Source organism: Sporofaciens sp. SGI.106 (genome assembly GCF_050314255.1).
Lineage (GTDB): Bacteria > Bacillota > Clostridia > Lachnospirales > Lachnospiraceae > Claveliimonas.
Genome location: NZ_JBNPMZ010000014.1, coordinates 79,709 through 85,924, shown reverse-complemented (window position 1 = coordinate 85,924; position 6,216 = coordinate 79,709). Strand labels below are relative to the sequence as shown.

Here is a 6,216-nt window from a genome sequence, read left to right as displayed (position 1 = left end):
ATGAGTTACAACACCTTCTGTCGGCAGCTTGCCGTTTCCGATCCACTCAATTACCGTATCATAGCAGAACGGGCTTAAGTGTACTCCGAGAAGGTCTAACTCTTTACGGTCGGAGATAATACTCCAGTCAACAGTTACCGGCTGTCCGAATACGGAGAACTCTACGAAACGTCCCATCTTACGGATGCAGTCAAGTCCCTGCTGTACGCTGGACGGATGTCCGCTTGCTTCGATATAAATATCACATCCATAGCCGCCTGTCATCTCTTTGATCTTTGCTACAACATCTTCTTTTGCCGGATTCATAACAACGTCTGCTCCGAATTCTTTTGCCTTTGCAAGACGGTCATCGTTAATATCCAGTACGATGAGGCACTTCGGATTTGCCTGTCTCAGAGCACCCACCATACCAAGTCCAAGTGTTCCTACACCAGACTGAACTACTACATCCGTTGTCTTAACCTGTGCACGGTCTACACAGTGGAATGAACATGCATATGGCTCGATCAGAGCTGCTTTTTCGATTGGCATATCTGCCGGTACCAGATAAGGAAGAGCTTCTTTTGTAAGTTTTACATACTCAGCCATACCACCATTTACATTATTCTGGAATCCGAACAGATCGTGCTTCTCGCACATCCAGTGGCGTCCTGTCTTACAGAACATACACTCTCCACATGGTACGATCTGCTCCGGACAGATTCTGTCACCAATCTTCCAGTTTCCTTTTACGTTCGGTCCGATCTCTACAACTTTACCCACGAACTCATGTCCAGGAATCATAGGCTCCTTGATATATTTCGGCTGTCCGTCAAATCCCCAGAAACTTGCAGCTCCTGCAAAAGCCTTGGTATCACCTGCACAGATACCGCATGCCTCCACTTTCAGAATCATCTCGCCCTCGCCGGCTCTCGGTGTGTCCACCATCTCGAATCTGTAATCCCCAGGTGCATAAGCTACGATTGCTTTCATTTTTGCTGGTAAATTGCTCATAATTTGTCTCCTTTCAACTTCATACATTCGTTTTACTTTTGTAAATATCCTTTACTTAAGTTTATAACGAATACTCAGAATAGTCAATTATAGTAAACGTAGAATTACGCCCCCATTTTTTGTGTATTATACACAATGTTTTTCATTCAATTGCTTGTTTTTTGTGTTTATGTTATAATTTTACTAGCAGTAAACATTATCAATTAAGATGAGAGGACGACCGCTATGCAGAAAGCGACAACAGCCGAATTGAAAGTAACAAATCAAAAAAACGTACTTTCCTATATCTACAAGGTACATAAAACTTCCAAGTCCGACCTTGCAGAGAAACTGGGTTTTAGCCGCCCTACCATAAACCAGTGTCTGAAAGAGCTGGAAGAATTAAAATTAATTGAAAAAAATGGCTATTTCGAGTCCACTGGCGGACGCAAAGCAGATGCTATCACATTTATTGCTTCCGCAAAAATTGCTATCGGAGTGGAACTATTAAAAAACTCCTACGAGATTACAGCCATTAATCTCTACGGAGATATTATCCGCTCCGTCCGTCATCAGTGTTTATTTGTCAACAACTCCGATTATTATACAGGAGTATGCCATTCTATCACCAATTTTATTGATTCACTCAATATTGACACAGACAAGATTCTCGGAGTAGGCATTGTACTTCAGGGGCTTATCTCCTCGGACGGCACCTGTGTCACTTATGGTAAAATTCTTGACTGTACCGGACTGGACATTAAAAGCTTTACAGCACATCTTCCCTACCCGTGTCAGATGATTCATGACGCGGAGGCTGCCGCAAATGTTGAACTATGGAATTCAGATGCAGTACAGAACGCTCTCTTTCTCCACATTCGCGGTAATCTGAGTGGTGCCTTTATTGTAAACCATACATTTTTAAAGGGGAATGAACTGAAAAGTGGTGTCATCGAACATATGACCCTGGTCGAAAATGGAAATCTTTGTTATTGTGGTAAACGTGGATGTGTGGAAGCATACTGTTCTCTTCATGCTTTGCTCCAGAATGATACTGATATCGAATTATTTTTTCAGAATCTGCGTTCAGGCAAAAGGGATGAAGTAAGACGATGGAACATTTATCTGTCGCACCTTGCAACAGCTATTGACAACATTCACATGCTGATTGACTATGATATTATATTGGGAGGTATCCTTCCGAAATATCTGGAGCCTTCCGATATCTCGCTGCTCCATCGATTAATCAAAGAGCGAACGGCATTTCCTACTAATCGGGAATTTATCCGGATTGGAAGCCATCTGACCGTTCCTAATGCGAAAGGAGCTGCTCTTCCTTATGTGCAAAAATATCTGGATAGTGTTTTGAAGTAATATTTATCTCAAAAATCCCCCGCCAGCGGACAGCTATTCCGCATAACGGGGGATTTTCTTTATTTTTTACTTTCCAAGCATGGCAAGCAATTCATTTTTAGGTTTTGCTCCCATTTCACGTTTTACCATCTCGCCATTTTCAAACACCATAAGTGTCGGAATGGACATTACTCTGTATTCCCTTGCCAGCTCCGGCTGTTCATCTACATTGACCTTGCAGATCTTCACATCTGTAAGTTCATTGCCCAGCTCCTCAATGATTGGAAGAACCATCTGACATGGTCCGCACCATGGTGCCCAGAAATCCACCAGTACCGGAATACCGGATTCCAATACTTCCTGCTTAAATGTTTCTTTCGTCAAATGTATAGCTGCCATAATCATTCTCCTTTTCTTTTGTACTTATTTTGTTTCGTTATGATTATATTATACATTCTATTCAATCGGTTCAAAATCAGCTGCTCCATGCTTACACAGCGGGCAGATAATATCATCCGGCAGTTCATCACCTTCATAAACATATCCGCACACCTTGCAGACAAATCCTTTCTTGCCCTCTGTATCCGGCTTCGGCTTTACATTTTTCTGATAGTAAGTATAAGTCATAGTCTCAACTTTGGAAATGACTCTTGCTTCTGTAATGCTGCAAATGAACATTCCATGAGTATCCAGATCCACATACTGCTCAACCTTCAGTGACATGAAGGAGTTGATATATTTCGGAAGGAATACCAGCCCGTTATCTGAGCGAAGTGGTTCACAATTTGCAAATTTATCAACTGTTCTTCCGCTCTGGAATCCAAAGATCTCAAATACCTTGAACGGTGCGTCTGTAGACAGACAGTTAAGATTCATCACTCCTGTCTGCTTAATCACATGGTGAGAATAATTTGCCTTATTAATTGTAACTGCAACCCTGTTCGGTGTATTGGTAACCTGGGATACCGTGTTAACAATCAGACCATTATCCTTCTTGCCATCATTGGACGTTACTACATAGAGGCCATATCCAATATTGAACAGTGCTGTCAGGTCGTTCTTGTCCGCTGTCTCTGTATGCTGTGCAATATAATCGCAGCAAAGCTCCTCTGCCAGAGCCTCAAGCTGTGCGCTACTTTCCTCATTCAGTGCAGACAGGATCTTTACCGTCGTATTGGCAAAGGTCAGTTTCTTGCTGTTCTCAAGCATTCCTTTCATCACTTTAGCTGCAAGCGGAGCCCATGAACCGTTTTCTATAAATGCAACGGTGCGATTCTGATAATTCCGCTCAGTCAGGTGCTCAATAAACTCTCGCATAAACGGGAAAATGTCCGCATTATAAGTTGTGGTTGCCAGAATCAGTTTATTATAACGGAACGCATCCTCAACTGCCTCAGCCATATCCGTACGCGCAAGGTCATGCAGTGCGATCTTCGGGCAGCCTTTTGCTCTCAGTTTATCTGCCAGAATATCTACAGCCTTTTTTGTATTTCCATAAACAGAGGTATATGCAATAACGATTCCCTCTGACTCGGCCTCATAAGAGGACCATGTCTTGTAAAGGCCCAGATAATATCCCAGATTTTCCTTAAGGATCGGTCCATGCAGCGGACAGATCGTCTGAATATCCAGCCCTTCCGCTTTCTTAAGCAGTTTCTGAACCTGTACTCCGTACTTGCCAACAATTCCAAAGTAATAACGGCGAGCTTCACATGCCCAGTCCTCGTCCACATCAAGAGCTCCGAATTTTCCGAATCCGTCTGCGGAGAAAAGGACCTTATCATGCTCATCGTACGTCACCATAACCTCCGGCCAGTGAACCATCGGCGCTGCAACAAATGACAGAGTGTGTGTTCCAAGAGAAAGGGTATCGCCCTCTTTGATCACAAGATTTCTTCCTTCAAAATCTGTACCAAAAAACTGACGCATCATAGCAAGTGCCTTTTCGCTTGCCACAACAGTAACACCCGGATATAACTGCATAAAATTAGCAATATTGGCAGAATGATCCGGTTCCATATGCTGAACGATCAGATAATCCGGCTGGCGGTCTCCCAACAATGCACCGATTTTATCCAGCCATTCATGCTTGAAACGGGCATCTACCGTATCCATAACTGCAATCTTCTCATCCATAATTACATAGGAATTATATGCCATACCATTTGGAACATCATACTGACCTTCGAACAAATCTATCTCATGATCATTCACACCTACATATTTAATGTCATTGGTAATATCCATCTCACTATCTCCTTTACTTTTTAATATGATTAGTTTAGCACGGTTTCACCAACTCAACAACCTCATATCTTGTTTTTTGTCGTATGCATGGCAAAAAAAGAGGAGCAAACGCCCCTCTTTCTGTCTATAAGGTTTTTATAAATTTTTTAAATGCCTTTCTTCCTTCTTCTGTGCATTTATATACACCGGCATCTTCCAGAACATGAGTAAATGTAATTCCCACTTCTTTTTTCAGAATATCCATCACATTTCCAGACGTAAATGCATCGTACTTTCCACGGAATGCCTCTACCCAGTCTGCATGCTTCTCGATTTTCTCGTTGCTTCTGATATCCTTACCTTCCACCAGGTAATCTGCAAGAATTTCAAGCTCCTCTTTCAGTCTTGACGGCAGAACAGCAAGTCCCATTACCTCGATCAGGCCGATATTTTCCTTTTTAATATTATGATACTGTGCATGCGGATGATACAGTCCCAGCGGATGCTCCTCCGTAGTCAGGTTGTTTCTGAGTGTCAGGTCTAATTCAAACACATCTCCCACTTTACGTGCAATCGGAGTAATTGTATTATGCGGCTCTCCGTCAGTCTCTGCAAAAATGCAGGCCTCTTCATCCGTATATCCTCTCCATGCCTGCAGAACATGATCTGCAAGATCGATCAGGCGTTTCTCATCTGTGCTTCGAATCCTGAGTACGGACAATGGCCATTTTACAATACCTGCTTCCACATCTTCGTATCCCGGAATGGTAACCGGCACTTCAATCGGTGCTTTTGCCATTGCAAATGTATAATGTCCACCCTGGAAATGATCGTGGCTCAAAATGGAACCTCCAACGATCGGCAGATCCGCATTGGATCCCAGGAAATAGTGTGGGAACAGCTTTACAAAATCAAACAGTTTAATAAATGTCTGTTTCTCAATCTTCATCGGTGTATGCTGTCCGTTAAATACGATACAATGCTCATTGTAATATACATATGGTGAATACTGGAATCCCCAGTTACTGTCATTAATCGTAATCGGAATAATTCGGTGATTCTCTCTTGCCGGATGGTTCAGACGTCCGGCATATCCCTCATTTTCTACACAGAGAAGACATTTTGGATAGCTGCTGGCCTTTGCATTTCTTGCAGCGGCAATTGCCTTCGGATCCTTCTCCGGCTTTGAAAGATTGATCGTAATATCAATCTCACCATATGGAGAATCCACCTTCCATTTCATATCCTTTTTCACACGATAGCGGCGAATGTAATCGCTGTCCTGACTAAGCTTGTAAAAATAATCTGTTGCAGCCTCCGGAGACTCCTCGTATTTTCTTCGGAAGGAATCCTGTACCTGAGCCGGACGCGGCATCAGGCAGTTCATAATCTTTGTATCGAAAAGATCACGGTACCCGATACTGTTCTCGATAATGCCACGTGTACATGCCTCATCCAGAAGCTCCGCAAGAATCTCTTCCAATGCAATTTCTGACATATCACATTCTACATCCTCATAATCATCCTCATGGAAGAGCTCTAACAGGAGATTCGTTGTATAGATACGCTCACACTCCGGTGTAAGTCCGGTTCTAACACCATATTCAACTAATTTTTTAATGCTCTCTGATAACATTTTTCTATCCTCCAAACACTGATATCTGA

At 42.7% G+C, this 6,216-nt stretch carries 5 protein-coding genes; 1 reads left to right on the top strand and 4 read right to left on the bottom strand.

The genetic code is table 11. From position 1 onward, the window contains the following. A partial coding sequence (locus ACQRCC_RS10980) for an alcohol dehydrogenase catalytic domain-containing protein (RefSeq protein ID WP_427850814.1) occupies positions 1-993 on the bottom strand: 993 nt, incomplete at its 3' end. Positions 994-1,218: 225 nt separating this feature from the next. On the opposite strand from ACQRCC_RS10980, the gene ACQRCC_RS10975 reads away from it, so the two are divergent. Continuing rightward, positions 1,219-2,346: an ROK family transcriptional regulator gene (locus tag ACQRCC_RS10975; RefSeq protein ID WP_427850813.1), complete on the top strand. Its 1,128-nt coding sequence runs from the start codon at positions 1,219-1,221 to the stop codon at positions 2,344-2,346. A 66-nt stretch (positions 2,347-2,412) separates the two neighbouring features. Here the strand turns inward: ACQRCC_RS10975 and trxA are convergent, their stop codons facing one another. From trxA to galT, 3 genes are all read right to left on the bottom strand, one after another. Beyond that, entirely contained in the window at positions 2,413-2,724 is a 312-nt protein-coding gene (trxA, locus tag ACQRCC_RS10970) for a thioredoxin (RefSeq protein ID WP_427850812.1), read from the bottom strand. Positions 2,725-2,781: 57 nt separating this feature from the next. Continuing rightward, positions 2,782-4,572, bottom strand: coding sequence for a flavin reductase (locus ACQRCC_RS10965; protein ID WP_427850811.1), 1,791 nt, complete (start codon positions 4,570-4,572; stop codon positions 2,782-2,784). 124 nt (positions 4,573-4,696) lie between these two features. Beyond that, entirely contained in the window at positions 4,697-6,187 is a 1,491-nt protein-coding gene (gene galT / locus ACQRCC_RS10960) for a UDP-glucose--hexose-1-phosphate uridylyltransferase (RefSeq protein WP_427850810.1), read from the bottom strand. Between the last annotated feature and the right edge of the window lie 29 nt (positions 6,188-6,216).

What these genes read in the sequence shown, in the direction of transcription:
- trxA (WP_427850812.1), bottom strand. Translation starts at nt 2,724, where the DNA reads ATGGCAGCTATACATTTGACGAAAGAAACATTTAAGCAGGAAGTATTG.
- ACQRCC_RS10975 (WP_427850813.1), top strand. Translation starts at nt 1,219, where the DNA reads ATGCAGAAAGCGACAACAGCCGAATTGAAAGTAACAAATCAAAAAAAC.
- galT (WP_427850810.1), bottom strand. Translation starts at nt 6,187, where the DNA reads ATGTTATCAGAGAGCATTAAAAAATTAGTTGAATATGGTGTTAGAACC.
- ACQRCC_RS10965 (WP_427850811.1), bottom strand. Translation starts at nt 4,572, where the DNA reads ATGGATATTACCAATGACATTAAATATGTAGGTGTGAATGATCATGAG.